At 44.2% G+C, this 23,823-nt stretch carries 22 protein-coding genes; 8 read left to right on the plus strand and 14 right to left on the minus strand.

The features are described 5' to 3' along the window. The first annotated feature begins 343 nt into the window (after window positions 1–343). Window positions 344–2,245, plus strand: a complete 1,902-nt coding sequence (locus Q4549_RS04385; RefSeq protein WP_336622620.1) for a bifunctional diguanylate cyclase/phosphodiesterase — start codon at window positions 344–346, stop codon at window positions 2,243–2,245. Between the two features lie 66 nt (window positions 2,246–2,311). Here the strand turns inward: Q4549_RS04385 and Q4549_RS04390 are convergent, their stop codons facing one another. Both Q4549_RS04390 and Q4549_RS04395 read right to left on the minus strand, forming a co-directional pair. Next, the gene (locus Q4549_RS04390) at window positions 2,312–2,719 is read right to left on the minus strand and encodes a hypothetical protein (protein WP_303549054.1); all 408 of its coding nucleotides are present in this window, start codon (window positions 2,717–2,719) and stop codon (window positions 2,312–2,314) included. A gap of 183 nt (window positions 2,720–2,902) precedes the next feature. Continuing rightward, on the minus strand, window positions 2,903–3,268 hold the full coding sequence (locus tag Q4549_RS04395; protein ID WP_137672188.1) for a 5-carboxymethyl-2-hydroxymuconate Delta-isomerase: 366 nt from the start codon (window positions 3,266–3,268) through the stop codon (window positions 2,903–2,905). Between the two features lie 191 nt (window positions 3,269–3,459). Here Q4549_RS04395 and Q4549_RS04400 point away from each other — a divergent pair, with 191 nt between their 5' ends. Then, the gene (locus Q4549_RS04400; protein WP_303549051.1) at window positions 3,460–4,413 is read left to right on the plus strand and encodes a response regulator; all 954 of its coding nucleotides are present in this window, start codon (window positions 3,460–3,462) and stop codon (window positions 4,411–4,413) included. Between the two features lie 37 nt (window positions 4,414–4,450). On the opposite strand, the gene Q4549_RS04405 is transcribed toward Q4549_RS04400, so the two are convergent. Continuing rightward, a complete protein-coding gene (locus Q4549_RS04405; protein WP_303549048.1) occupies window positions 4,451–5,107 on the minus strand; it encodes a DUF642 domain-containing protein in 657 nt (218 codons plus the stop codon). Window positions 5,108–5,335: 228 nt separating this feature from the next. Here Q4549_RS04405 and Q4549_RS04410 point away from each other — a divergent pair, with 228 nt between their 5' ends. Next, a complete protein-coding gene (locus Q4549_RS04410; protein WP_303549046.1) occupies window positions 5,336–6,679 on the plus strand; it encodes an AarF/ABC1/UbiB kinase family protein in 1,344 nt (447 codons plus the stop codon). A gap of 7 nt (window positions 6,680–6,686) precedes the next feature. Here Q4549_RS04410 and Q4549_RS04415 read toward each other — a convergent pair whose 3' ends face one another. Then, window positions 6,687–7,586 carry an endonuclease/exonuclease/phosphatase family protein gene (locus Q4549_RS04415; protein WP_303549043.1) on the minus strand — a complete coding sequence of 300 codons (900 nt, stop codon included), beginning with the start codon at window positions 7,584–7,586 and terminating at the stop codon, window positions 6,687–6,689. A 95-nt stretch (window positions 7,587–7,681) separates the two neighbouring features. Then, window positions 7,682–8,119, minus strand: coding sequence for a DUF4399 domain-containing protein (locus Q4549_RS04420; RefSeq protein WP_303509465.1), 438 nt, complete (start codon window positions 8,117–8,119; stop codon window positions 7,682–7,684). Between the two features lie 164 nt (window positions 8,120–8,283). Between Q4549_RS04420 and Q4549_RS04425 the strand changes: the two genes are divergently transcribed. Next, window positions 8,284–8,559 carry a DUF3634 family protein gene (locus Q4549_RS04425; protein WP_137672191.1) on the plus strand — a complete coding sequence of 92 codons (276 nt, stop codon included), beginning with the start codon at window positions 8,284–8,286 and terminating at the stop codon, window positions 8,557–8,559. Between the two features lie 21 nt (window positions 8,560–8,580). On the opposite strand, the gene Q4549_RS04430 is transcribed toward Q4549_RS04425, so the two are convergent. From Q4549_RS04430 to Q4549_RS04440, 3 genes are all read right to left on the minus strand, one after another. Further along, window positions 8,581–10,260: a trypsin-like serine protease gene (locus Q4549_RS04430; protein WP_303549040.1), complete on the minus strand. Its 1,680-nt coding sequence runs from the start codon at window positions 10,258–10,260 to the stop codon at window positions 8,581–8,583. 113 nt (window positions 10,261–10,373) lie between these two features. Further along, window positions 10,374–10,871, minus strand: a complete 498-nt coding sequence (locus Q4549_RS04435) for a carbohydrate binding domain-containing protein (RefSeq protein ID WP_303549037.1) — start codon at window positions 10,869–10,871, stop codon at window positions 10,374–10,376. A 380-nt stretch (window positions 10,872–11,251) separates the two neighbouring features. Next, complete coding sequence (locus Q4549_RS04440; RefSeq protein WP_303549035.1) at window positions 11,252–12,454, minus strand: ABC transporter substrate-binding protein; 1,203 nt, start codon at window positions 12,452–12,454, stop codon at window positions 11,252–11,254. Window positions 12,455–12,640: 186 nt separating this feature from the next. Here Q4549_RS04440 and Q4549_RS04445 point away from each other — a divergent pair, with 186 nt between their 5' ends. From Q4549_RS04445 to Q4549_RS04455, 3 genes are all read left to right on the plus strand, one after another. Further along, on the plus strand, window positions 12,641–13,876 hold the full coding sequence (locus tag Q4549_RS04445) for a DEAD/DEAH box helicase (RefSeq protein WP_303549711.1): 1,236 nt from the start codon (window positions 12,641–12,643) through the stop codon (window positions 13,874–13,876). Between the two features lie 63 nt (window positions 13,877–13,939). Then, the gene (locus Q4549_RS04450; RefSeq protein WP_303549033.1) at window positions 13,940–14,506 is read left to right on the plus strand and encodes a rhomboid family intramembrane serine protease; all 567 of its coding nucleotides are present in this window, start codon (window positions 13,940–13,942) and stop codon (window positions 14,504–14,506) included. Between the two features lie 141 nt (window positions 14,507–14,647). Continuing rightward, window positions 14,648–14,998 (plus strand): DUF2750 domain-containing protein, encoded by a 351-nt coding sequence (locus Q4549_RS04455; RefSeq protein ID WP_137672194.1) that lies wholly within the window; start codon window positions 14,648–14,650, stop codon window positions 14,996–14,998. 116 nt (window positions 14,999–15,114) lie between these two features. Here Q4549_RS04455 and Q4549_RS04460 read toward each other — a convergent pair whose 3' ends face one another. Further along, the gene (locus Q4549_RS04460) at window positions 15,115–15,288 is read right to left on the minus strand and encodes a PA3496 family putative envelope integrity protein (protein WP_174235926.1); all 174 of its coding nucleotides are present in this window, start codon (window positions 15,286–15,288) and stop codon (window positions 15,115–15,117) included. Window positions 15,289–15,613: 325 nt separating this feature from the next. Here Q4549_RS04460 and Q4549_RS04465 point away from each other — a divergent pair, with 325 nt between their 5' ends. Next, the gene (locus Q4549_RS04465) at window positions 15,614–16,795 is read left to right on the plus strand and encodes an MFS transporter (RefSeq protein ID WP_303549030.1); all 1,182 of its coding nucleotides are present in this window, start codon (window positions 15,614–15,616) and stop codon (window positions 16,793–16,795) included. Window positions 16,796–16,816: 21 nt separating this feature from the next. On the opposite strand, the gene Q4549_RS04470 is transcribed toward Q4549_RS04465, so the two are convergent. The 5 genes from Q4549_RS04470 to Q4549_RS04490 form a co-directional block, all read right to left on the minus strand. After that, window positions 16,817–17,509 (minus strand): SDR family oxidoreductase, encoded by a 693-nt coding sequence (locus Q4549_RS04470; RefSeq protein ID WP_303549028.1) that lies wholly within the window; start codon window positions 17,507–17,509, stop codon window positions 16,817–16,819. Window positions 17,510–17,777: 268 nt separating this feature from the next. Then, the gene (locus tag Q4549_RS04475) at window positions 17,778–18,827 is read right to left on the minus strand and encodes a 3-oxoacyl-ACP synthase III family protein (protein ID WP_303549026.1); all 1,050 of its coding nucleotides are present in this window, start codon (window positions 18,825–18,827) and stop codon (window positions 17,778–17,780) included. Beyond that, window positions 18,818–19,537, minus strand: a complete 720-nt coding sequence (locus Q4549_RS04480; protein WP_303549024.1) for a hypothetical protein — start codon at window positions 19,535–19,537, stop codon at window positions 18,818–18,820. The genes Q4549_RS04475 and Q4549_RS04480 overlap by 10 nt, the downstream gene beginning before the upstream one ends. Beyond that, window positions 19,537–21,681, minus strand: a complete 2,145-nt coding sequence (locus Q4549_RS04485; RefSeq protein ID WP_303549021.1) for an RND family transporter — start codon at window positions 21,679–21,681, stop codon at window positions 19,537–19,539. The genes Q4549_RS04480 and Q4549_RS04485 overlap by 1 nt, the downstream gene beginning before the upstream one ends. Before the next feature lie 109 nt (window positions 21,682–21,790). Further along, window positions 21,791–23,707: an alkaline phosphatase D family protein gene (locus tag Q4549_RS04490; protein WP_303549018.1), complete on the minus strand. Its 1,917-nt coding sequence runs from the start codon at window positions 23,705–23,707 to the stop codon at window positions 21,791–21,793. Between the last annotated feature and the right edge of the window lie 116 nt (window positions 23,708–23,823).

Below are 23,823 nucleotides of genomic sequence, written 5' to 3' on the forward strand. Positions count from 1 at the left end.
ACCTTAATTACAAAGTGTTAGGGTAAGCTAGCGCGCGAATGTTGCCCATAGGTCTTGTATGTATCTGACTCCCTTGGGCATAAAACACTACTCAACACTTCGCTTTGTGACGTCGATCTGAGGATTTCGCGAGAAATACTTAGATTACAGCTATGCTTTTTATATTGAACCACTCAAGCAATGTTGAGCATATTTATACTGTTTTGCGTTAACGCTCTGTTAGCGCTAAATCTGAACGAGTAGTCAAATACTATAAGCCCACTATTTTGCTTAGGTATTTGCCAAGGTAATAGTTATCGACAATATCGAATTGAAGCAATGTACCCAAAGAGATGCTGCCCAGTTGTTATACAACAATGCATTTTCTGGAATACTTATTTCCATCATTGCTTCTAGTTTTTTAGTGTTTGCCTTCAACACCGCTGAGATGCGCCAGTTTAAACACGCTTGGTGGGTGTTAATGACTAGTTTATTACTTATTCGGTTAGTGGACTGGCATTTATGGAAGCGTCGCGATATTAACCAACAGCTGAATGGTAGCAAAGCGGTACTACGTTTTATCTCTGGTGCTAACCTCACTGCTTTATTGTGGTCAGTTTATATTCTAAAAGTTGTCGCCAATCCTAATAGCACCGACATTGACCTAAGCACCCACATCATCATTATTTCAGCCATGGCTGGTGGGTCTGCCACTGTGCTGGCAGGGCATAAACGTACTGCTATGTTTTATGCGTTTATCTTATTGGGTCCACCCTCTATTGGTTTACTGCTATCAGGTATTTACGAGCGCCAGATGCTAGGCATTTTAGGCTTTTTATTTGGCATTGTTATGGTGGTGATTGCCAAGAAAAATGCTGAATTTACCGCTCAAGCCATTTTACTTAAAAATGAAAATGCCCTGCTAGTGCACCACATGGAAGAAAAAGTAGAGCGCCGTACTCATACCATTTACGAGCTCTCTAATCTTGATCCCTTAACCGGGTTGTTTAATCGCACCGCCTTTTTACAAAACTTGCAACAGCAATTACTTGCCGCCCAAAAAAAACAGCAAAGTTTAGCGGTATTGTTTATTGATTTAGATGGTTTTAAAAAGATTAACGATGCTATTGGCCACGATACAGGCGACCAAGTACTAAACAATACCGCTCGCCGATTAAAAGACATAAGCGCTAATCACCAGTTGCTTTGCCGCTGGGGTGGCGATGAGTTTTTACTCGCCATAGAAAACTGCGATGAGCAGCAAGCAGTGCAGCAATCTGAAGAGATTATTCAGGTGCTATCTGCAGCCTACTCGTTCCAAAATAATCGATTATCGGTAGGCGCAACGGTAGGCATTGCCCTTTATCCTCAGCATTCAGAAAATGAACACAGCCTTATTCGCTTAGCCGATACGGCAATGTACGCTCAGAAAAAACGCTCGCCCTGTACCGTGGGAGTATTTTCCAATCAGCTAGAACAAAAAATACACCGTGAATTAAAGCTAAAAGATGGCTTAAGCCAAGCCATAGAAAAGCAGCAGCTTAGCTTGGCATTTCAACCCATTTTGCGCGCTAAAGATTGCCAAGTGGTGTCTTTTGAAGCTTTACTACGCTGGCAACTTGACGATGAAATGATCCCCCCAGATGAGTTTATCGGCATTGCTGAGCAATATGGATTAATTCGAAAAATTGGCCTGTGGGTATTAGACAATGCATGCCAAATTGCCAGTTCGTGGCCCCAAGAACAGGCGTTGTCGGTATGTGTGAACGTATCCGTCACCCAATTAGAAGACCATGATTTTGTAGAAATTGTAAAACACGCGCTGCATGCCAGCCAATTACCTCCCGAGCGTTTACATATAGAAATGACCGAGTCAGTATTTAGCAGCGACATACTGTTCTTGGCTGAGCAAATTAAAGCGATTCAAGATATTGGCGTACAGGTATCTATAGACGACTTTGGTACTGGCTATTCTTCGCTTTCTACCATGCAAGATTTAGCCGTAAATACCGTAAAAATTGACCGTTCTTTTGTGCAACGTATTGATACCAACGGCTACCCGATCATTACCGCAGTGATGCATATTGCTCAGGCATTAAATTATTCGGTAGTGGCAGAGGGCGTTGAAACTGAAGCGCAAATGAACACGCTGCGCAGTTTAGGGGTAGATTTCTTGCAAGGGTATTATTTTGCTAAGCCCTTACCTGAAAGCCAGGTCGTTGCCTTTATCAATGGCGGAGCTGAAACCACTTCCCAGCAAGCCTAACATTCTTAAGCCATTAGAGAGCGGCATAGCTGGAACCTAGCCCCTTCCTTGGGCGGTTCGAACAATCTATTGCTGCAGGGTAAGCTCACTAATCGTTTCTTCTACCTTACAATTGTTACTGCTCTTGATAGACACAAGGTACTCACTGGTATTATTACCTTGGCTTTGCAGTGCATCTAACATACCTACGGTGTAACCCGCTTCTTCGCCCACTAGCGTCATAAAGGCAATGGCTTCGTGATCGGGTTGCTGCACAGTGCTAATCATTCCCGCTAACCCAGCACGAACCGGCGCATCGTTTTCGTGGGCATGTACCGCTAAACAACGACCTAAACGTTCGGCCTCTTCAACAACTTGGCGCTGCTGATGAGTGAGGATGTCGTCATTTTGCTCTGGTGCATTCGCCAGTGCTACAGAACTGGCAAACAAAGCGCTAAGTGATGCAGTAAGCAATAGGTTCTTAGTATGTTTCATATAAACTCTCTTGGTTGTAAAACGCTGAGTCTCCTGAAAGAGACTTAGCTCGTTGGTGAACAACCATAGACTAACCAAGAAAGCTAAGAAGATTGAGCGGCAGCCGCGAGTTATATTGTTCCATTTTTCGGAACAGTGAAACGGGCGCCGTACTTAATCTGCATGACGAAACAGCCAAAGGCCTTACACCGCTTCGCTCAAAGCACTCACTGCTGCGCGATTACTGTAATATTGCTGAGCAATATCCCTTACCTCTACCGATACCATTTTCACGCTAGGTAATAACTCACACACAGCTTTAGCAACCGCGTCGGCTAAGTGCTTTTTCTGTAACTCACTACGGCCACTTAAGATATGCACTGAAGTATGCACATAAGGCGCGCGCTTACCGCCTACCCTATAGTGATTAGCCAGTACTAAACGAGCTTTTACATCACCATCAGCAAACAAGCCGCTAGCTTCTACTGCGTCGTGAACGGCTTCCACTAAAACATCAAAATTAACAATTCGGGCTAAATCTGCAGGGCATTCAATTACACAATGTGGCATGGGCTTTCCTTAGTCTGGGTAGTAATCCGATACTGGTTTCCTGCCTTTTATAGGCAGGGATCGCACATTTGTTCGCTTTGCTTGAATCGTAAATACTTCTTCCATAGAGTAGTTTGCGTTATCAAACATATGACAAATGCTCTAGGAGTAGCAAATAGATCCCACTTGGGCTCTATTATTAAAGGAAAATTATGACAGTAGAAACCATTCATAAAATTATTCTTCATCCTTTCATTCAAGAATCTTTACAGAGCCTTAAACTCATGACCGGTTTAGACGGCACTGCCGACGAACCCTTCATTGATAAAGTAGAAGATTTTCGCTTTAAAGGTTACGCGGTTTGTTCTGACATGCAAGGGCAACTAGACGGCGTGGTTTTAATGCACCACTACCAAGAAACGGCCGTAGCAATAGGCCAAGCCGTTCAACAATCTTTAGTCGGTGAAGCAAGCAACAGTGATAGCCTAGACGAAGAGTTGGTAGCCGCCTTAGAAGAATGGGGGAATACCATTGTTGGTCGCGCCACCCATTTATTACAACAACACAAACTCGGATTCGAATTTTCTAGCCCCCATGTTGCATTAGATTTAGCTGACATGAGCCGCTACCTAGAGGGCGTACAACAAATTGTTACGGTACCCGTGCATGTAGAAGGCGTAGGCCGCTACTACTTCAACTTATTGGTGCGTCAGCTTGACCAACAAAACAGCTATCAAGAAGCGGTAATTAACAGTGACGCCTGTATTGTTGCGCCGCCAACAGAAGGTGAGCCTCTAGCAAAAGATGCTTTAATCATGACGGTGGATGACAGCCCATTAATTAGGAAAGCAATGCTTCGGATCTTAGCCAGTATTGGTTATCACAATGTGATTGAAGCAGAAGATGGCGATACCGCCGTAGAGCAATTGCTAAACAAGCAGCCTGATTTTATATTTATGGATGTGGTGATGAACCGCCTTAACGGTGATAAAGCCTTAGCAAAAATGCGCGAAACTGACCAAAGCACGCCCATTGTAATGCTGTCTTCGGTTACCGATGCCAGTGTGGTAGATGCTTGTCAGAGCCAAGGTATTCAAGGTTTTATCTTTAAGCCTTTGAATGTTGATAGTGGTGGTGAAGTATTACAAGCTTACCTAAAACGATAAGCACCTGTTTGTATATTGCCTTTTGTAAAAACGAGCCTTAATCGGCTCGTTTTTTTCGAAGGATAATCAAAGCCGCTAAGGCAAAAATAAGCAAAATAATACTTGCTGGCTCAGATACGGCAAAGGTGGCTGCGCTAAAGCTACTCACCGGAATCGCCTCCACGTAAACGTTATCGATTAAGTTGCCTAGTGAACCGTTAATCATCGAATCCAACCGGATCCTCGACCAGTTATCGTTTGCTACAAAGGTTCCGCTAAATTGACGCCACGAATTATTATTATGATCGGCCAATAACTGCGAATACACCGTATTTCCTACGCTATCTTCAATACTTACCTGAAAAGACTCATTTCTGTTAGTTCTCGCTCGATAAGATAAACCGAAACTGTACTGCTGCCCTTGGTTACTCGCAAAGTCTTGGTAAATGCTGTATTTACCCGATTGGCAGGCTCGCGAACCACCACCAGAACAATGGGCGTTAAGCTCAATAAATTGATCGCCCTCAACCGCATTGATGTTGAATAAGCTATCCCAAATCTCAATGTTGTGCCCCTGCCAACCTTGAACGTCGTTACTCGAGAAGTAGCTCCAGCCACCACGACGAACATCATTACTCTCAAAGCTTCCGTTAGCAATAATCCCGGCGTTGGCAAACAGCGGTAAACAACATAACAATCCTAATAATTTTTTCATTTTGGCCTCTTCTAGCAATTTGCAAATTCACTTGATTTACTGATGACTCAGCAAGCTTTAGGCCAAAGGAGAAATACAAGCGTAACCCATTGATAAAACTAAATATAAACTATCAGCCGGGTTGATTTTCAGATTGCGAAACCCTTAAAAGCCCAAGGCTTAACGCTGTGTTTTTTCACAATATTCGATCTAAATGAAAAATAATGGCGTATTGTTAAACACAGTCTTTTGCTCTTAGTAGGTAGCAATATTAATAGCCCTAAACACTCTAAAGCCTCAAAGGTACCCAGCGGCCGCTTAGCTCGGCTTGGTCGCCTTGGTTCGCTGGCTTCACGCGTAGCAGGTGGAATGATTGCCGAAGGAGCGGTGCAACTCGCCGCTGGAAAACGCCCTAAGCTTAATGAGGTATTACTTACCCCAAATAACGTGAAACGGGTAGCAGACCAACTGGCTAAATTGCGCGGAGCCGCCATGAAAGTTGGCCAATTAATGTCGATGGATGCGGGAGAGATGCTACCCAAAGAAGTGAGTGAGTTACTGGCGAGATTACGGGCCGACGCCGACCCCATGCCGATAGGCCAGCTAAGCCAAGTACTGCTTAAAGAATGGGGCGAAGATTGGCAACAACAATTTCAGCAGTTTTCACTACAACCGATTGCGGCCGCATCTATTGGCCAAGTACACAGTGCCTACCTCAGCCAGCAACAGCGGGTTGCCATTAAAATTCAGTATCCTGGGGTAAAAGACAGCATAGATAGTGATGTAGATAATGTTGTTAGCTTGCTTAATATAAGCGGCTTGTTACCGAAGCAGTTTGATTATCAGCAAATCTTACAAGATGCCAAACTACAGCTGCATCAAGAAGCCGATTACCTGCAAGAATCGGAGTATTTACGCCAGTACCAACAAAAATTAGCGACTCACCCTGAATTTGAATTACCACAGTTATTTGACCACCTAACCACCAGCAACATTCTCACAATGAGCCATCATGATGGTGAGGTTATTGATCAGCTAAGCGAAGAGCCACAGGCACTGCGCGACAAAATAATGCATAACCTGTTTAAGCTACTGATGATGGAGTTGTTCGAGTTTGGATTAATGCAAACAGATCCTAATTTTGCCAACTATCTCTACTCCAAGCAGTCTCAAAAAATCATATTGCTTGATTTTGGCGCAACCAGACAACTTCCCTCTGCACTCTCAGCTGGTTACCGACATTTGTTAAGCAAAGCCTTAAACCAGCCTTTTTCCTTAGATTTAGCCGCGCTCACTGATTTAGGTTTTGTGAATGACGACAGCACTGAGCGACAAATTGCCACCTTAGAGTTAATGCTGTCAATGGTCATTAAGCCACTGCAATTTGACGGTGATTATGACTTTGCTCAATCTCCGCTAGCTAAACAATTACGCGAAACCGGAATGACCTTGAGTTATGAGCATGACTATTGGAACACTCCCCCCATTGATGTGCTGCTAATCCATAGGAAGATTGGCGGTATGTATTTGTTAGCCAGCCGCCTAAAAGCTAAAGTGAACCTGAAGCAAGTATTTGAACCCTATAGATTATAAGCCAAAACTACCCTCTGGCGTTTAGCTCAATCATCACCGCAGCATGATCGCTAGCTTGGCTATCGATAGAAAAATCGGCATGAGTAAGATGGCGGTCGAAGCAGTGATAGGCGCTTACCTCTGCCATTTGTTGCTGGTAATCCGCTGAAAACTCACCCGACAATATAATGTAATCCAATACATTCGCCTGACCACCGTAGTAGTGAGTAGCAGGTCGAGGCTTTTCTGAAGAGCTCAAGCTGTATGCGTCATGTAAGCGCCAAGCTTGTTCTACATCATCGTGGTGTGGCTGGGGTTCATCAAATAAATGCGCTAACGCCCCTTTAGATAAATCATCATTAAAGTCACCCATTATCATTAAGGGTTCAAGTTTGTGCTTGCGACAACTCAGTATATCTTGCATCAACAAAGTGACCTCTTGATTGCGCAAATTGTCTGATTGCCAGCGCCCCATGTATTCATCAATATCACTAGGCTTGCCTTGAATATCTTCATCCAACATCGGCCGTTTAGATTTAAGGTGCACAACATAGCACTTCACCCAGCCTAAGGAACCAAGCTTAACCTTAGCCACTAATGGCTGGCGACTAAATAGATCGATATTGCCAGAGTTATACAAGGAACCGCTACGTAGAGGGTATTTGCTGGCCAGTGCTAAACCGGGTTTGCGATACACATAACTCGATTCATCTAACGCACTGGGCGTCGCTAAGAAATAGGGATAACCCAAGGCCTTACATTGTTCAGCTAAAGCCTCGGCGCTAAACACTTCTTGAAAAGCCATCACATCAGCTTGAGCTTGGTTAACCATGCGGCTTAACCACGCTTGTTTTTCTTGCCACTGCTTGGCATCCAATATGTTATCAAATTCATAAGCGGCATAAGGAGGTGCTAAATAATTCAGCAAGTTTAAACTAAGTACTTTAATTATTTACTCCTTACACCACTACTAACACATTGTTTATAAAGTCAATGTGCGCTAAACACCGCTGACTAGCAAGCTCATTCTACAGTAATGGTTATTTTCTCAGACAGGATAGGCGGTTGGTGTGGAATATGATGCATATCGCCCAGCAGCAACTGCAAACTATGCTCGCCAGGCGTGAGTTCAATGGTGACCTCGGTTTGTCCGCCACCAAAGTGCACGTGCTGAGCATCTGCAGGTACTGGCATTTCTAAGTTTGGAAGTTGCTTCACGTCAATCAGCAAATGATGATGACCGGTGTTTTCTCTATCCACACCCGCTGGCGCAACCCCCATGCCCTTTAGGCCAAACGCCACCGTTAATGGGCTACTAAGCACCTCACCATCTTTAGGCGAAATAATGTAAACCGATGCCCCTTCCGGCGCTTTGGTAACGGCCGCACTTGGCAACGCTACCATTCCGACACTTGCACTAAGCAACATGCCCATTGTTAACAATTTTCTAAGTCCACGCATTTAAACCTCGTTAGTCACTGAACAGAAAGGTTGACTTAAAAGGTAGTAACGAACTTAAGACTAAGCAAAGGCCGAAGTATTGAACGAAATAGAATTACCTTACGTATTCTTTTACTATAAAACAAAAATAGCTCAGTAAATCAGCCTTAAAGCGGTAGGTGAACATGTTAAAAGCAATAACAGCAGAGTTTGTAATTAAGGTAGACGGGATTCGCGTCGAGGTCACTAAGGGTCGAGTACCAGAGTATTTTTTGCACGAGATAAAGCTAGTACAACGCACTAGCCAAGCAGTTACCGGGAAAATATACGGTATGAAACGTGGCCGCCAAGTGACCCTAGAATGCTCTAAATCTATCCCCGAAAATGTATTACAGCGCCTGCGTAATGTATGGAAGCCTAATCCAACGCCAAGCAATGACGGAAACTTAAAACGCCGCTAGTCGCGGCGTTTTAAGCAAGCATTAGTGAATTAGCTTTCTTCTTACAAATACCAGCATAAGTAAACTAATACTAGCGAAACCAAAGCTTCCACCTCCGCTAGATGACCCATTGGTATCAGACTCATTTGGATCAAGTGATTGATAGTGCAAGTTAGAACTAAAACTACATTCGATTTCAGCTTGACTTGATTTTTCCTCACTTAAGGTCAAATCTGTCAACGCTAGGTGTAAATTTGGTTCAGCGGGGCTAGCTGTAATCGCATTCTTGTTGCTAGCTTCAACTATGCCCCCCTCCTTTGATTGATAATCAAAGTCGATTTGATGTGTACCCGCTGGAACCACTAGGACTATAGATTCTGCACTGCATTTACCCGAAAACTGATATTGATGTATATTATCTACCATAACTTTCAGGCGGCCTTGCCCACTAAAGCCATCATATTGCAAAGCAAAAGATAACCATCCAGGCCCTTCTACTTCACCACTTATCAACTGCCTTATAGTTTGATTGTCATTACTAATAAGCACTCCAGCATCACCGAAGCGACTAAAATGGCCTGCATTCCCACCAACAGACCATTGATTGAAAGGCGCTAAAGTGTTGGCCAGCACATCACTAGGGCTCATGCCTATCACACTTAACTCTATCGAATAATTAAACCCTAGAGCTTCAAAGTTCAAATATGACTCAGCAACAGCTTGATTAAGCTGGACTTCCAATTCAACAATACAAGACTGACCAGCCTCCAGACTTAAACAAGTGCTACTATCAACAATACTAAAAGGTTCGTCATCGATACTAAAAGGTTCGTCATCGATACTAAAACGCTCAATGCTAAGGTTGTCACCACTCTGATTACTAAGCTCAATATTTAGACGATGAAACTCTACCTCACCATCCACTTTCCATAGTTTTTCCTGAACAACGCCGACAGGCCCCAATAACGCTAATTTGGTTGCTTCGATCCAGTCTAGATAACGACCGATCCGAGTGAAGATCCCCATGTAATTATAACCATGTGAGACTAAACCTGCGTATTTAGCTTGTCCATTAACGTAGATGAAAGCAGGCGTTCCACTGTCACCCGGAGCAGGTCCTAAAGTACGCTTGCCGGCACAAATAAAGTCTTCATCAGCAATTTGATGTGGGGCATCCACCTGAATTTTCTGATTACAAGTATCAATATCAACAATTGGAGTTAAAGCGCCTTGTAGCTGGAAGGAAGGTTGATAGTTTTCGTAGGCTGTGGAGCCTAATCCAAGAATATGTAGAATGTCGTCGGGCTTAATTTGACGGTTTTCAGCGTAACTGATCAGTTTAACGCTCGGGTAATCACTTGGGTAATCACTCATTTGATAAATAGCTATATCCTTATCATACCCATCTGCGTAGTCAGGATGTTTCACACTCTTTTCAAGTGCATAGCAGTTATTTTCCGCAGCTTCGCCAGACCCACCTAAACATGCGTAGGACTTTCCTGCTGGTGCTAATGCTACACAGTGAGCAGCAGAAACTATCAAGCCCTGCCCTAGGTATGCGCCGCCACAGCTATGATTCTCTATTTTACCCGAAGGGGTGACATACCTTAAAGAGACTAACTCTGGCCACTTCTCGTCAGCTTCTGTTTCTCCTCCAACTACAGCGTTAGCGCTAGTTCCACTCAGACACAATAAGGCACCAACAAGTATCCGCGTTCTCATCTTCCCATCCTTAGGATTATTAACCTTTTTAGGATGTTACATATATTTACAATTCACTCAATAAAAGTATAGAGGATTTGTGAAGCAATACTTGCTAGCAACTTTTTATGGTATTACTTCCTCGCGCGGATCACCCTAAAACGATCGAACCGGCCGGTTCCATCTTCATAAGCTGCAAAAATGGTGACGGTATCCGAGTTACCACTATTAAAATCTACAGTGATTTTTTCCCAATCGGGATGATAATCATCATCTGAGTAAGTTTTCATCGTAAGCGTTTGAAATTTGTTTACTGCTTTTTGTTTCTCGGTTAACTCAGCGACCGTATTCACACCAATTTGACCAGAGCCTTTCATAAAGGCCATAAGCGTATAATCAGTATTCGGTTTTACCCTAACATCTTGTTCTACACGCCCTGATTCACCAGTGATTTTTGCTGAGGACTCATCGTCTCGCCCATGGTCAGATATTGCTGACGGGCCAGACTTTTTCCAGCCATACCAGCCTTGCTCAAAATCAGCATTAATAACTTTAACCCTAGCCGCGTATACATTGCCGGCTAACAGCGAGATTACTAAACCACACAGCAAAAGCGAAGGTTGCTTTAACATGTTCAATTTCCTTATTTTTCAGCCAAAGAAGCACGCCGCAAAAGTAACGAGATGAGCTTACTTGCAGCACGGGAGTTGCGATTACGTGCCCGCTTAAAATAAGTAATCTTATAACACAAATTTTTTAAGCATAGATTCCTCAGTCTTTGCTGAGATAATGGTTGCTTAGGTCTTCCCAAACCCTTTCATTTGTAATACCAAATTACTTAAATGGCATTCTCAAGTTTATTGGTTTATAAAAACAGCAATAGAGCTGATTTTTGTGAGCAAGTTCAAGCGATTAATTGATATGAAAGTAACTTTGAGAGGGATTTTATGAAAGCAATACCACGCTTAGTGATAAAATAGTTAAATTTGATGAAAAGTGACCGAAGTTTCCATCAAAAAGCTTGCAACCTAGCACGCTCTAAATCCCGTTGGAGGCGTGTAATATCGGCATCATCTAAAAAGCGGGTAAAAGCACGGACTGCAATATGCTCAAATTCGGCGATCGTTTCTCGGTCAAAGTATTGAGACACTCCCAATGACGCTTTCAGCATATTGGCCGCCTCTTCCACTTCAGAATGCGCCATTACGTGGGCATTTTTAGAAGCAGGAATATAACTTAACCCTTGTGCAAGCTGCGTTTGAACCTCTGGCCTAGCCATGTATTTAATAAATGCTTCTGCTTGTTTAACATTCTGAGTATGACGAGCAATCATAAAAACGTCAGTGGGGGCAACCTCATAGATAGGCTTACCTAATAACAACGGAAACTGCATAAAACCAATGTCGTCTCGTAACTTATCTGGCCACTTTGTCGCAACAAAATTGCCTAATAGCAAAAAGGCACTACGCTCGCGGTAAAAATGCGGCAATACACCGTCCCAGGTATATTCGTGATGATCAACATTAAAGTACTTCTGCTCAATTAAGTACGCCCATCGTTCGAACACCGTTCTCAAACGATCATCGTAGAAAGATACCTGGCCACTCAGTACCTGCTGATGGAACTTCAAATCGTTAAAACGTAAATTTAAATACTCAAACCAAGCCGCTGATGGCCAGAAGTTTTTGGTTCCAATGCTTATAGGCGTTATTCCGGCTTGTTTCAGCTTTTCACATTGATCGACAAAACCTTCCCAAAAGCGCTGCGGCCCGCCAAATTCTTTAAGCAGTGATTTGCGATAAAAGATCCCCCAATGATAATAGGCAAACGGCAGCGCATAAATCTCCCCGTTATCGCTCACTCCGCTTTGTAAATGGGCAAAGCCCTGATCTAGCCTTAAATCTTGCCAAAGCTTAGTAATTGGTCTCACCAAGCCCTGTCGAGAATAATGAAAAAGACGCTGCGAGGCTTGCCAGTGCATTACATCTGGAGCATTGCTCTCGCCATTTAGCCAAATAGGTAGCTGCACCTTATAGTCATGATCGTTATGGGTGATGGTGGTTATTTTAATGCCGGTTTCTTCGGTAAAACCTTTAAAAGTGGAATGAAATGCATTGCGTTGTTTGGGCGTTAATAGCAGCGACACCGTTAGCTCTTGAGCAACGCTGTTCCAACTCATTAACACTATTACCATCCATAAACATCTTATTTGCATTCTTCTTCCTAAAGAATATTTTCTAACTCACTTAGCTAGAATATCTAAAGTGTAGTCCTTAATCATATTGTACGCGTTTAGCACATATTTAATGGGAGCATAAACCAATAATTTAGCGGTAAATCATCACCCACACCTAATGACTTTAGGTATAATATGAGCACTACATTTGCACTTGGCAATAACATGTCTTTCCAGCAACTTTCCCTAAACCAAATCCTAGTTAACAACCTTAACGATGCGGGTTACCAGCAAGCGACACCTATTCAACAACAAGCTATACCCGAGATTTTAGCGGGGCGAGATCTTATGGCTTGTGCGCAAACCGGTACCGGTAAAACAGCCGCCTTCAGCTTGCCTATTTTGCACTTACTTAGCCAAGCTAAGCACTGCAAGCCTAAGCAAATTAAAGCCTTAGTATTAACCCCTACTCGCGAACTTGCCCAGCAAGTACATGCCAGCCTGCAAACCTACTCCAAACACTGTGAACTAGATTCTGTATTGCTTTATGGTGGCGTGAGCATTGAACAACAGCAGCAACAACTTAGCGCTAGTTGCGACATATTGGTCGCCACACCTGGGCGCTTATTAGATCACCTCAATCGAGGCTCTTGTTCATTAAAAAACTTGGCATTTCTAGTATTAGATGAAGCCGACCGAATGCTAGACATGGGATTTAAAGACGAGCTTAAAGCACTATTGAGTTTTGTGCCTAAACAGCGACAAACCTTGTTATTCTCGGCCACCTTAGACGACAGTATTTACCGCTTTGCTAAACCCTTGTTACGCAACCCAAAGCAATTAGAAATAACCAAAGCCACTAGCAAGGCCGCTAGCATTGAAGAACGAGTTTACAACGTAGATAGCGATAAAAAAACAGCCCTACTCTGCCATTTAATTAAGCAGAAAAACTGGCAACAAAGCTTAGTGTTTTGTCGAACCAAACAAGCTGTAGATAAACTGGTTAAGCAGCTTACTGGCCAACAAATTAATGCCGCGTCTTTTCATGGCGATTTGTCACAAGCGGCGCGAGAGCAAGTTTTAGCCAAATTTAAAATTGGCGAAATTAGTGCGCTAGTGGCTACCGATGTTGCTGCCCGAGGTTTAGATATAGATGAACTGAAATACGTGATAAACCTAGAACTACCTTTTAAAAGCGAAGACTATATTCATCGCATCGGCCGAACTGGACGCGCCGGCCAAACGGGCACAGCCGTTACTTTATTAAGTGTTGAAGACGAACACCTATTAAGCGAATTAGAGGTGCAATTAGATAGGCGCTTACCTCAGCAATGGTTTCCGGGCTTTGAACCCGATTTAACTAAACCTGCCCCCACTAATAAGCGTAACTCTCGCTCCGCCCAAAAGAAAAAAGCGCGAAAAAGAGCCTTAAGTACTACCAGTAAAAATCGCAGATCTTGAAACCAATCTCTGGTAACTTTTGCCACTTGGTCACTAACAATAATTTTAAGGTTAAGCCGCATCATGATAAGCCTATCCCCTCAGCTTAAGCGAAGTCTACGCGACATTATGTATTTCTGTTTATTGCTAATACTGGTTCAAGGGATTAATACCATTAGCTTAGGTGCAGTTTCAGCCTTAGGCATTGTGCCCCGATCCATATCAGGCTTAATAGGGATCCCCTTAGCGCCGCTTATTCATCATGGGTGGTTACACCTATTATCTAACTTGCTGCCACTGGCGATATTAATGTTCCTAGTGGCCCAACTTGGTCGCGTAATCCTATGGCAAAGTACCTTAGTTATTGCCTTGCTTGGTGGGGCATTAGTTTGGCTGTTTGGCGGAACCGGTGTTCATGCAGGTGCTAGCAGCCTTATCTTTGGTTACTGGGGATTACTGTTAGCCAATGCTTGGTTTAGTCGCAGCATTAAAAGTGTGTTCATTGCAGCGATTGTATTACTGGCTTATGGCGGTATGTTCTGGGGCTTATTTCATTTAAAAGCTAATGTAAGTTGGTCGTCACATGCTTTTGGTACAGTGGCAGGCATTGTAATGGCGTGGGGTTTAGTTAAGTTTAAAAAGCTCAAATAGAGGCATTTTAAGGGCTAAACTTCGCTGTAGAATCCACCAAGCAATAAGCCATGCCGGTTCATTTACCGCTTTTGGGTTATATTACTTGCGTATAGGCTCAACTTGCGCAACTATCCCGAGCTAACAACTACGGAGCAAATCATGTCTACATCAGAAACCAACCTTTCAGCCTTTAGTAAAGCGGTTATAGCAGCCGGTGAGCTGTGGGTATTGAGCGCCGATGAGGAATTTGTTGTGGTTGACTCAATTGAGTTTGAAGCCACCGATGTCATGCCGTTATTCTCTAAACAAGCGAACGCTCAGGCTTTATGCATAGAAGACTGGGCAGATTACCAGCCAGTAGCAGTAAAACTTGAAGACTTTTTTGAAGAGTGGCTACCGAGCTTAGACGAAGACAAAGTGCTAGTGGCAATCGATTTAGATGAGAATCTAGTCGGTGAAGAAATCGAAGCCTTTAGTTTAGCCAAGCAACTGGCCGAAGACGACGCCTAAAAGAACAGTCGTAGAGCAAAAAAAAGCCACTGAACTCAGTGGCTTTTTTATTTACGCAGTGTCATTACTAAGGTGACTTACATGGAACTTGTTTGCTCGCTCTTCTAAGCGCTGCTTTAAGAAAAACTCGCCAATTCAGAAAGGCAGTTGTCTAACTGTTTTCTTTCGTTGTATTCATCAATTCTACGCCGCGTACGAGCCCCATTTTTAACTTTTTTATGCTGTTTAACGTGATGGGCTTTATCTTCGTCATCCCATTCATCAATATCGTCAAACCTTGAGAATTTCATACTCTATACCTACTCGACTCAATAATATTACAGACATTTCTTTGCCAGTAACTAAGCTAAAACAGCACTCGACCAGCCCGTTAAATTTGCTATAAATTAGCCATTAGGTCAATCAAAAAAACAGGCATGAAAAAACACACAAAAATCAATCATAAACATTTAAAATCAATGAGTTAAATAAAATAAGTTAACGAATAGATATATCAAAATATGTTTATCGTTTCGACAAATATACTTTGTTTTACCCTTTCAAAATTTGTTGGCATTATCGCGCGGCTTTAATCAAAGCACATTCTTTTAGTCGCACCTTAATTGTTGGTAAGCCATGCAAAATATTACTGTTACACCTTCGCCTGCAAACGGAATATTTGCCCCCTTATTGGGTTTAGCTTTGTTTGCTATAGCCTCTGGTTACTTTATGAGCTTATTACCCCTCGCATTAGCAGGTTTGTCTCTACCTCTAGGCTTAAGCGCATGGTTAGCGAGCGCTTATTACACTGGCCTGCTTGGAGGAGCGTTAGCCGCCCAAAAAGTCATTTCTAAAATGGGTCACCGACGCGCCTTAGCATTGTGCCTTGCAGTCATATTCAGCTGTGTGGTGTTAATGTGGCAATTGCCTTATACCATTAGCTGGTTAGCCTTACGGTTTATCGCAGGCGCTGCAACTGCAGGGGTATTTATTATTGTTGAGTCTTGGTTGTTATTGGTTGACGATGACAAACAGCGCGCAAGCCGCTTGGGGATATATATGGCAACCTTGTATGCGGGAAATGCTTTTGGGCAACTGCTAATAGAGCCTTTTGGTACCAGTGGTTCGGTACCATTTTTAACTGTAATGGTGTTATTAAGCTTGGCTATTTTGGCGCCCCTGCTTAGCCGCAGCAATGCACCAACTCAAACCCAGCATCATGCTTTGTCATTTAAGGCGTTTTCAACATTAAGTAAACCCGCCATTATTGGTTGTATTGTTTCTGGCTTAATTCTTGGTCCGATATACGGCTTAATGCCAAGCTATTTAAGTAGTTTAAGTGTTTGGGGTAATAACGTAGGTAAGTTAATGGCTTGTTTGGTGCTTGGCGGCATGTTAATTCAGCCCTTAAGCAGTTACCTTTCTGCGCGATTTAGCAAAACATTGCTGCAAGCTATGATGGCCAGTATCGGCGTGCTAGCCGCAATAGCGGTGGTGTTAGCAAAAAGCTGGCTGGGTTTATCAGTTGCATTGTTTGTATTGGGCGCGAGCACGTTTTCGCTCTATCCAATTGCAATCAGCCAAGCCTGTGTAAATGCTCAGTCAGACAACATTGTGGCCATTACCGAGTTCATGCTTATCAGCTATAGCATAGGCTCCATAGTTGGCCCCTTAATCGCTGGTTATAGCGCAGTATGGGGCAGCCAACTGCCGCTTTACTTAGCGGCTATTTTGGCCAGCACCAGCCTATATATGTTATTGGTGGCAGTGAAAGAAAAAGATGGCAGAGGCCACTTACCGCCAACCTTTGGTATTTAGTGGCCTAGCAAGCATTAAGCGTTATGCGCGATAGTCTTGAGCACAATACAGCTGGCCACTGCCTGCATCATCGCTCAGTAATACTGGTACTAAAGCACTAGGTATTACTGAGTCAGGATGATCTGGAGCATGCTCGCCACCCAAGTCTGTTTGCAACCAGCCAGGATCCATCAAGTTCATCAACACGCTAGTGTTCGCTAAACTCGGTAACATGTCTCGCACATAGCGATCTAAAGCCGCTTTAGAGCAGCTATAGGCCATCAATTGCGGCTGGTCGGCAATACCAGAAGTAACATTTACGATCCGTGCTTGTTTTTGTTGTTTCATTTGCGGCAAGAAGGCGTCACACAAGGCAGCGGGGGCAATACAATTCACTTGAAAGCTTAAGGCGTAATCATTGGCAGGTACTATGCTGTCCTCTCGCCAAGGTGTCATTATTGCTGCGTTGTTGTACAGAACCGCCAGCGCGTTATCAGTAATCAGGTTAACCTGTTCAATTAGCTGCGCAATAGCGGCATTATCGCTAAGCTCGGCAGCCACTGCCACAGCATGGCCCTGCGCTGCGGTAATTTGCCCAACCACTTGCTGCGACGCATCTAAACTACGGCTATGCACAATCACTTTAGCTCCTTGGCTGGCTAAGGCCTTTGCAATTCGCAAGCCCACACCACGACTCGCTCCCGTTACCAGTGCCCATTTACCTTGTATTTGCATCAACTTGCCTCTTCAATTCAATAATTGCAGCCATTAAGCTACAAACAGCTATGGCATATAGTAAACCGAACCAGTCAAAAATAATCTCCAGCTCATCGCCAATTCATGGAAGATTGAAGTAGTTCAAATGCTGATGAAACCCGGTGAAACTGTCCGCTCAGCCTGAGCGTAATTGTGCTTTGTAGCCCTGCTGTTTCACACATGTTCCAAGCAGTAAAGATGACTCATCTCGCGACTGTATTGATGCAGCCTTATTAGTGCTGCTTGGCTAGTGCTGGTAGACAAAGCCACCGTACAAGTACTTGGTAGCCTCAGCCCCCAGCACCAATACCTGATCGCCACGCTCTAAGGGCTTGCTTTGTAAGAGCTTGGCAAAGCTCAACCAAATGGCTGCCGACCCTAAGTTACCTAACTGCTTGGCATCATTAATAATTTGCGACTGTGGGTAGTTAAGTGCCTTACTCAGTAGCTTGTCGATATGGCCATTTGCTTGGTGGGGTAAAATATAGCGAAAGTCACTCAGTTGATAACCGCGATCTAACACGGCCTGTAACCCCAGCTCAAACAGCTGCGCCCCAGTTTTTCGCACACCGTGGATATTATGATGAAAACGCGCCATTTGCGCTTCTCCCACGCTGTCGGCTCCGGAGTCTAAATAAAACCCTGGCGCTTTTTGGTGGCCAATTTGCCCTAGGTAAATGTCTTTGATTAAACGCTCTGGCTTAGTGGCTGGCGCAACAATTACGCCGCCGCTGCCGTCGCCCATTTGCACAAAATTAACCAGTTGTTGCTGGTCAACAAACTCTGGCGACAAATCAAAATACACCGAGCCGGTTTCACTCCCCACAATAGCAACAGGCTCTTGGTCGGCGGCACACAAAGCACTGGCCATTTGTAAGCCGTTGGCAAAGCCTGTACAGGCTTGGCGTAACTCTAAATAGGCGCCATGATAAGCCAATTCATCGGCTAACCACGCAGCATTAGGCGGTACTTGAGTATGTGGCGTACAGGTATGGCTCAGTAAATAATTTAGCTGGTTCACCGACAGACTCGCATCGTTTAAGCACTGCTCAAGTACTTGTTTTGCCATGCTAATACCATTTGGCGAAGCTTGGCTGCGAGGCTGGGCAAAACTACGGCTTAAATAACGCCCTTCAATACCCAAGCGCTTAGCAATAATTTTTGCTTTTCGAGTCATTCGCCAGCCACAACGCTCGGCCAAGTGATCGAGCAATTGTTGATTACTCACCGGCTGATTAGGCAAAATATAATTTGCCGCCAGTAAATTCAAATTGTTGGATGCAAACTTTACCGCCATTTAAACTCCAGTCTCTGTTGTAACTGATCAAGGTCTACACCAATAATCTCGAACTGCTGAGCTTGGCTACTCAACAAGGTCATGAGTTTTTGCAAAACCAATAAGCGCTCTTCAGCCATGTCTTGCACACTGGCACCAAGGTCTTGAGCAAAGTGTTTGCTCACGTAAACATGTTTTGCTTCATCTTTTTTAATCAAACCACACAGCTGCGAAAATGGATGGTTTTTACCGATAGTTCCTCGCTCAATCATTTGCATCAGCTGAGTAACACAGGCATCTAAACTGGCAATGCGAATAAACTGTTGTTGCAAACTTAAGCTACGCCCCAAGCCACTATAAAATCGCTGAGCTGAGCGGCGTACTTTGTGTTGTTGTGCCAACTCTGGCAGCTGGCTAAATACCCATTGCAGCGCTTCGTCGTGCCAAGCTTCGTCGGCTTCAACTTCGTTCAACGCCTTAATAGATAATGCGTTGCTGTGTTGTTCCAAGTTTTTAGCTTGTTGTTGAAACACCAGTTGAGCAGATTGCTCTCCACACAGTAGTAAGGGCATCAACAAGGCTAAGGCCTCGCTGTGTTTATCGCTAAACGATAGTCTATCGGGTGAGTATTGCTGCGCCCAACGAGCAATAGCATGCTCTGGGCTAAGCACCGCAGCTTGAGTAGCAAAACAACGCCCCATGACATGGCGTTCATCAGGAAAAAAGCTCATCAATGACCTCCAACCTGTTCAATCGCGGTATTAACTTTAGCGTTAGCTTTGCCCTTAAGCGGCAAGCATAAAGGCAGCAGCACTAAATCAAACAGTAAAGCGATAGCCAAGCTTAAACCCGACAACAAACTCATTTGTTGAATCGGTAAAAAATCAGACAAGCCACCTAAAGAGAAACCCACAAGTAAAGCGCCAGAGGTAAGCAATAACGCTGGGCTAATGCTCCCCATTCGCTGCTGTAAATCGGAAACAGTATTAGCAGGGTGTACCTTAAGCAATATATGTAAGCTGTCATCAACAATAATGCCTAACATCATGCCCATCACCACTGCGCTACCTAAACTAAGGTGTTGTCCGCTCCACTGCCACAGCGCAAACACCCAAAGTAACGGTAAGCCATTGGCCAACAATGCCAGTAGCATTAAATAAACACTGCGGCGTAATACCAGTACCACCAATGCCACCAACAACAACGCCACAGCAAACGACAGCAACATGGCCTGGCCATTAACCCGATTGAACTTGGCGAATATAAGCTGGCTACTGTAAGCAGCAGATAACTGTATTTGCTGGCTGGCTGCCCACTCAGCAACCCGTTGCTCAAAAGCGATCAGTTGCCGGTTACTCAGCGGAGCTAACCATACATTCAACAGCGCTTTTTGCTGACTAAGATCATCACTCTGCGGCATGGCCATTAACTTAACTAAGGCGCTAGGATCCTGCGCGATCCAATCTAGCCAATCTTGAGCACTATTCACTTGGCGAACTTCGTCTTGTTTAACCAAATAACGCAGTATTCGACTTAGGTCATCAGCGACTGTTAATGGTTCAGAAGCCTCGTCATCGAGAATTTGATAACGTAGGCTGTGCATGCCCAAAAACTGCTGTTGAAACTGATCACGACTCTGAGAAAATGCATTATCGTCGGGGAAGTAACCCAGAGAGTCATCATCAAAAGCAAGGTTTTTAACACTCAGTAAGGCAACCGAGCTAAGCAGCGTAACCCCAAGCAATAGCAACTTTCTGTGTGCTAATAAGGGCGTATAAAAAGAGCTGGTGTTAGCTTTAGCGGCTTGTTTAATTAAACTCTCAGCACCAATTTTATTCACCCATAGAGGCAAAATAGAATAGCAAGCTAAGGCATTTATCATCACTGCAAAAGCCACTATAACGCCAAAATCTGCAATCGGAGGAGATGGGCTGAAACACAGTAACAGAAATCCTACCGCGGTAGTAACTGCACCCCAAAACAACGGCGCTAACTTATGCCGTAAAGCTAAAAGCATTGCCTGAGCAGAACTAATAGCCTCTCCACCTTTAGTGTATAAAAGACTTCGCCAAGCAAAAAACAAGTGACTAGAATAAGCCATTGCCAAGCTGATAATAACCAAAGGTAAAAATGCACTAATTGCCGCTAGTTTCAAACCTAGCCAAGCCGCAAACCCCAAGCTAATTGTAAGACTAAGCACTGCACAACTCACCATACCTAACAACCAACGAGCTTGATGAATAACCAATACAAACAGCAAAGCAAAACTAAACAGCAAAGCTGGCACAAACCACGCTAAGTCATGGCGTAGTACCGCTAAATACTGCCGACTTAAGGCCAGTTCGCCAGCATACAAATAAGTATATGAATTCTCTGCTTGCTGGCTAAGCCTACTCAATTGGCTATCTAAGGAAGTAAAAAACTGTTGTAGAGCCTTAGCCTTCTCCGCCACATTTGTATCAACATTAATCGCAAAATTTATACTCTTGCCATCTTCGCTGACAAACTGTTTAGCAATAGTAGGCGGAAGCGTGTCGTTCAGCGCCAATAAGGTAAAGGGATTAATCGCTTCTACACCTTCGACAAGGCGAAGTTGGTCTACGGCTTGTTGTGCAGCTAGGTACTGAGTACGATTTTTCCAGGACGTATCGCTAGATAGCAGCAGTAACAGATTTGCGGCTGGGGCGTGCTCATCTTCAAATTGTTGTAGGGCCAATACTTGCGGGTCATCTTTAGCAAAATAAGCTTGAATACTTGGTTGCACTTGCAGCTGTGGCAAGCCTGCTGCGGCAACGAGCAGTAACAATATCCACACACCTTTAAGCCAAGTTTGCTGCAGACTCACTAAAAGCGGTGAGCATTCCCATTTCGCCATCTACTCTACATCCTTTACCCAGCTTATTGATTTCCTTGATTGAGTAGACCCAGTGACTAGCTATTTGCATTCACCTAAGCACTATTTTTATTTGAAAAAATTGAAGACGCTAATCCCAGTGTGCGTCTTGCTCGAACATTTCAAAGGCGACAGCATTACCATCTACGGTGAGTTGTTTAACTGATTTTGGAGAACCATCGGTATTCAATTCAAGTAAACCAATGCCAGAAGCATTAAGTAAGCGCTCTCCTTTTGAGGCGTTTTCGGGACGATGTGGCACTACTCTCATTCGGCGGCGCTTAGTAAGCCAATTTAACGGCGATTTAGGCGAATATAACCAACGGTTTGCTCTGTCTAAGAAGTTGAGCAAGCTTTCAGGGAACTGGTTTTTGATGCCACTACTGGTAATTTGCCATATATCGGGTCCACCTTGGCGGCCACGCAATTGAATATGGTAGGCAAAAGAGTAATGAACATCACCAGAAAGAATAACAAAATGCTGCGGCGTTTTAGGGTGACGAAATAGATTGAGCAAAGCATTAGCCGAGCCTGGATGCGCCATCCAGTTTTCTGCATCAACTAATAAGGGTTTGCCAAACCAAGTAAATACGCGTTGTACCACTTCGATTAACTTCACCCCAAAGATGGGGGCTGGAGAGACCAATATCACCGCATCTTTACCTAATAATTGCTGTTGTAAATCAGTGAGTGACTCCCAGTCCATTAAGCCTGATGGAGAGTTAAGGTTACGCTCAGAACGCCAGCGATGAGTACGTGTATCTAGCACCAATAGCGGCGGTTGAGTATCCCAGTGGTAATGCCATTGCGGATAACTCAATAAGGTATCAATCAACTGTTGGTGTTTATCGTTGCCGGGCTGTTGCAAGGCTTGCTGTAATTGCTGAATTAACGCTTTAGAGAAATGCTCAGGCGCATTCCCCCAACCTTGACACAGCAAGTAACCAACCAGTGCATTGCCAATAATGCGTTTAGAAAAAGCATGTCCGTAAGCACTTTGCTCCCACGCAGCAGTGAGGTTCCAATCATCGGTCACATCATGATCGTCAAACATCATGGCCGTGGGCAAATGCGCCATTAAACGCTGCACTTTGGCTAAGCCTTTACTAAAGCTAATGATGGTTTCACGCTGCTTAAGGTATTCGTCTAGCTCATTTAAGCTAAGCGACTCTGGAGGGCTTAACTCCAAATTCGTCCAGGCACCTGGTGACCAAACTAATAGATACATCGCCAATACTTCGGCAAGAGAAATCAGGTGGTTATTAGCGTTGTCTGAGGTAAAAATAGGTTTGCGTACGCTACTAAATAAAGCGCTTTGAGCCAGCTTAGCGCCTTCCATAGGCAGTAATTCTTGACGTGACAAATAATGAGCCTGCGCATGCAACTCATCGCTCCCTGCTACCTTTGCATCGCTAAAAGGTTCATTGGGTACTCCTAGCTGCTCAACTAAACGGTGAATGGCCACCAGCATTGGCGTAGCAACATCATCGGCATATATTTGATCGCCGCTCAGCATTAACACGCTCGGCCAATCCTCAACTGAGTGTTCGGCTAAATGAGCGTCTGCCCTGACTAAACCATCGGCACTAGGGTGATGGGGTTTTCGACAAGAACCGTGAAGCATTTTTTTCACCGCACCCGGCACGATAAAGCCCGGCAGGTTGCGCGGTGGGTACACCAGTTCTGGCGCCCATTCCTGCCAGCTTAGGTCTTTAGTCTGGTTCGCTAGCCGTAATTTCAAGTCATACCCGACCCAAGTTGCAGCAGGCAAAGCTTCTTCCAATGGGATATCGATGAGCTGATAAAACAAATGCTCACCTGCAGGTAACTGTTGGGTGTAAAGGCCCATTGTCTGATGGTCAAACTCACGCGCAGCCAATCCTTCTGGCTGCAAACTCAAACTAATATCAACCGCCTGAGAGGTGGCAAGCCAAACAGAAAAACGTTGCGAGCTAATTTGTCGCAAGATAGGACCCGCTAACACTAAGGCTAAATTTGTTCTGCTCATAACAAAAGTATACAAGTGAGCGAACAAATAACCATGTTGAGTTTACAAATAGAAAAATTCAGCGACTGGCCACGCTAGGTTACAAGCCCAAAACTACCAGCACTACTGCAGCGAAT

This window comes from Agarivorans sp. 2_MG-2023, from assembly GCF_030548085.1.
In the GTDB taxonomy this organism is placed as follows: domain Bacteria; phylum Pseudomonadota; class Gammaproteobacteria; order Enterobacterales; family Celerinatantimonadaceae; genus Agarivorans.

Bases quoted from the DNA above. Each gene is read 5' to 3' on its own strand.
- Q4549_RS04390 (WP_303549054.1), bottom strand. From the start codon at position 2,719: ATGAAACATACTAAGAACCTATTGCTTACTGCATCACTTAGCGCTTTG.
- Q4549_RS04395 (WP_137672188.1), bottom strand. From the start codon at position 3,268: ATGCCACATTGTGTAATTGAATGCCCTGCAGATTTAGCCCGAATTGTT.
- Q4549_RS04400 (WP_303549051.1), top strand. From the start codon at position 3,460: ATGACAGTAGAAACCATTCATAAAATTATTCTTCATCCTTTCATTCAA.
- Q4549_RS04405 (WP_303549048.1), bottom strand. From the start codon at position 5,107: ATGAAAAAATTATTAGGATTGTTATGTTGTTTACCGCTGTTTGCCAAC.
- Q4549_RS04420 (WP_303509465.1), bottom strand. From the start codon at position 8,119: ATGCGTGGACTTAGAAAATTGTTAACAATGGGCATGTTGCTTAGTGCA.
- Q4549_RS04425 (WP_137672191.1), top strand. From the start codon at position 8,284: ATGTTAAAAGCAATAACAGCAGAGTTTGTAATTAAGGTAGACGGGATT.
- Q4549_RS04430 (WP_303549040.1), bottom strand. From the start codon at position 10,260: ATGAGAACGCGGATACTTGTTGGTGCCTTATTGTGTCTGAGTGGAACT.
- Q4549_RS04435 (WP_303549037.1), bottom strand. From the start codon at position 10,871: ATGTTAAAGCAACCTTCGCTTTTGCTGTGTGGTTTAGTAATCTCGCTG.
- Q4549_RS04440 (WP_303549035.1), bottom strand. From the start codon at position 12,454: ATGCAAATAAGATGTTTATGGATGGTAATAGTGTTAATGAGTTGGAAC.
- Q4549_RS04445 (WP_303549711.1), top strand. From the start codon at position 12,641: ATGTCTTTCCAGCAACTTTCCCTAAACCAAATCCTAGTTAACAACCTT.
- Q4549_RS04450 (WP_303549033.1), top strand. From the start codon at position 13,940: ATGATAAGCCTATCCCCTCAGCTTAAGCGAAGTCTACGCGACATTATG.
- Q4549_RS04455 (WP_137672194.1), top strand. From the start codon at position 14,648: ATGTCTACATCAGAAACCAACCTTTCAGCCTTTAGTAAAGCGGTTATA.
- Q4549_RS04460 (WP_174235926.1), bottom strand. From the start codon at position 15,288: ATGAAATTCTCAAGGTTTGACGATATTGATGAATGGGATGACGAAGAT.
- Q4549_RS04465 (WP_303549030.1), top strand. From the start codon at position 15,614: ATGCAAAATATTACTGTTACACCTTCGCCTGCAAACGGAATATTTGCC.
- Q4549_RS04470 (WP_303549028.1), bottom strand. From the start codon at position 17,509: ATGCAAATACAAGGTAAATGGGCACTGGTAACGGGAGCGAGTCGTGGT.
- Q4549_RS04475 (WP_303549026.1), bottom strand. From the start codon at position 18,827: ATGGCGGTAAAGTTTGCATCCAACAATTTGAATTTACTGGCGGCAAAT.
- Q4549_RS04480 (WP_303549024.1), bottom strand. From the start codon at position 19,537: ATGAGCTTTTTTCCTGATGAACGCCATGTCATGGGGCGTTGTTTTGCT.
- Q4549_RS04485 (WP_303549021.1), bottom strand. From the start codon at position 21,681: ATGGCGAAATGGGAATGCTCACCGCTTTTAGTGAGTCTGCAGCAAACT.
- Q4549_RS04490 (WP_303549018.1), bottom strand. From the start codon at position 23,707: ATGAGCAGAACAAATTTAGCCTTAGTGTTAGCGGGTCCTATCTTGCGA.